The 2,495-nt window shown below is 67.1% G+C and carries 4 protein-coding genes and 1 pseudogene; all 5 read right to left on the reverse strand.

Annotated elements, in window-relative coordinates; genetic code table 11:
- On the reverse strand, positions 1-302 hold a 302-nt coding region (locus ACWELQ_RS43670), incomplete at its 3' end, for a hypothetical protein (protein WP_452402848.1).
- Between the two features lie 97 nt (positions 303-399).
- Positions 400-915: an O-acetyl-ADP-ribose deacetylase gene (locus ACWELQ_RS43675; protein ID WP_452402849.1), complete on the reverse strand. Its 516-nt coding sequence runs from the start codon at positions 913-915 to the stop codon at positions 400-402.
- Between the two features lie 34 nt (positions 916-949).
- Positions 950-1,327 carry a hypothetical protein gene (locus ACWELQ_RS43680; RefSeq protein WP_452402850.1) on the reverse strand — a complete coding sequence of 126 codons (378 nt, stop codon included), beginning with the start codon at positions 1,325-1,327 and terminating at the stop codon, positions 950-952.
- 224 nt (positions 1,328-1,551) lie between these two features.
- The gene (locus tag ACWELQ_RS43685; protein ID WP_452402851.1) at positions 1,552-2,304 is read right to left on the reverse strand and encodes a YebC/PmpR family DNA-binding transcriptional regulator; all 753 of its coding nucleotides are present in this window, start codon (positions 2,302-2,304) and stop codon (positions 1,552-1,554) included.
- Between the two features lie 53 nt (positions 2,305-2,357).
- Positions 2,358-2,495 (reverse strand): annotated as a pseudogene (locus ACWELQ_RS43690) (pyridoxal 5'-phosphate synthase glutaminase subunit PdxT); the annotation flags it as partial.

Genomic DNA, 2,495 nt, shown 5'->3' on the forward strand with positions numbered 1-2,495 from the left:
CTGTCCGGGTTGCAGTCATTCGCGAGTCGGATGCCGGGTCGTTCTCGCGGCTGATCCGCGCCGAGCGGGGTCGGCGGCACAATGACCGGCATGGTGATCGAGGTCTCGTACCCGTCGCCCCATCCCGAACAGTGCACCCGCACCTGGATGCGGTAGATGTCGTCGGTGTCGTTGCGGCAACTGCGATCACCGCACGAGACGCCCGCGGCCAGATCCTGGGCGAAGGCGGCCGGGGCGAGCGCGCCAGCCGCGGCGGTGATCAGAGCGGCAGCGCCGAGTCCGACCAGCAACCGTTGAGCCATGCGTGAATCAACTCCTCTTCGACTGTGTCCCGACCTGGGTACAGCTTGTCGCACAGGAGGTTTCACGCGCATCGGGCATTTCCCCTATTTCACGGCCTCAGTCACCCTGAAGCGCGTCGGTGAACGTCCGGAGCGCGTCCTCGCTGAAGAGCACGAAACTCACCTGCTCGACCCTGGTCGCGGTGGCGCGCACCGTCTCGACGGCAATACGCGCGCCGTCGTCCATGGGCCAGCCGTAGACGCCGGTGGAGATCGCCGGGAAGGCGACGGTCCGGGCGCCCAGTTCGTCGGCCACGCGCAGGGATTCACGGAAGCAGGAGGCCAGCAACGCCGAACGATCCTCGGTCGCCGACCAAACCGGCCCAACGGTGTGAATCACCCACTGCGCGGGCAGCTTTCCGGCCGTGGTGGCGACCGCCTGCCCGGTCTTCAGACCACCGCCGTACTGCGAGGCCCGCAGCGCCCGGCAGGCGGCCAGGATCTCCGGGCCGCCCTTGCGGTGGATCGCGCCGTCGACTCCCCCGCCGCCCAGCAGAGAGGAATTCGCGGCATTCACAATCACATCCACATGCTGTTCGGTGATATCGCCTCGCACGGCGCGCAATCGCGGCATACCGAGATCCAACACGACTCGGGCGACTCGAGTGTCAGGAACCGCTGGGTGCGGGGGCGCCGGGGCGGCGGCGACTGCTGTTGTCCACGGTGGCGCTGAGGTAGTCGATGCCGGTCACCGAGTTCCAGTCCAGGATGGAGTCCGATCCGGGCCACTCGTCCGGGCACGAGGCGGTGACCTGTTGCGTGGAGTGGCTGTTGACCCAGACCGTGATCTCGTGGGGGCCGACGAGTCCCGTGCAGCGGACCCGGGCCTGGACCCGGTAGATGTCGTCGGTGTCGTTGCGGCAGGTGCGATCGGCGCACGAGACGCCCTCGGCCAGATCCTGGGCGAAGGCGGCCGGGGCCAGCGCGCCCGCCGCGGCGGTGATCAGAGCGGCAGCGCCGATACCGACCAGCAACCGTTGAACCATGCGTGAATCAACTCCTCTTCGACTGTGTCCCGACCCGGGTTCAGCCTGTCGCACAAGAGGTTTCGCGCACATCGGGCATTTCACCCATTTCGGGGCCTCATCCACCCTGAGGTACGTCGGTGAAAGTCCTGAGCGCGGCAGGCGATCGTCGAACACGACGCGGGCCGCATTCCGGGAAGGAATGCGGCCCGCGTAGTCGTGGCGCTGCTGGGGGTAAGCCTCGGCTAGGCGTCCAGCTCGGCCAGCACCTCGTCGCTCACATCGAGGTTGGTGTACACGTTCTGCACATCGTCGCTGTCCTCGAGGGCGTCGACGAGCTTGAACACCTTGCGCGCCAGATCGGCGTCGGCGGAGACGGTCATCGACGGCTGGAAGCCCGACTCCGCGGAGTTGTAGTCCAGACCGGCGGCCTGCACCGCGGCGCGCACCGCGATCATGTCGCTCGGGTCGGAGATGATCTCCCACTCCTCGCCCAGGTCGTTGACCTCTTCGGCGCCGGCGTCGAGCACGACCATGAGGATGTCGTCCTCACTCTGCCCGGCCTTGTCCAGGGTCACGATGCCCTTGCGCGAGAACAGGTACGACACCGAACCGACGTCGGCCATATTGCCGCCGTTGCGGGTGACCGCCAGGCGCACTTCACCGGCCGCGCGATTGCGGTTGTCGGTGAGGCACTCGATCAGCAGGGCGACACCACTGGGGCCGTAGCCCTCGTACATGATGGTCTGCCAGTCGGCGCCGCCGGCCTCTTCACCGCCGCCGCGCTTGCGCGCACGCTCGATGTTGTCGTTGGGCACCGACGACTTCTTCGCCTTCTGGATGGCGTCGTACAGAGTCGGGTTGCCGTCCGGGTCACTACCACCGGTGCGGGCCGCCACCTCGATGTTCTTGATCAACTTCGCGAAGAGCTTGCCGCGCTTCGCGTCGATGCCGGCCTTCTTGTGCTTGGTGGTGGCCCATTTGGAGTGGCCGCTCATTCCCTACTTCCTCGTTTCAGGGGGCTGAATGGAGTCCGACATTCGAGAGTACGTCAGACACCGGCGCGCGGACGCACCGCGGTGTCGACGAACAGCTTGTGCACCCGCAGATCACCGGTGACCTCCGGGTGGAAGGAGGTGGCGATGACATTGCCCTGACGGACGGCGACGATGCGGCCGGCGGCCGGGCC

Source organism: Nocardia sp. NPDC004722 (assembly GCF_053601505.1).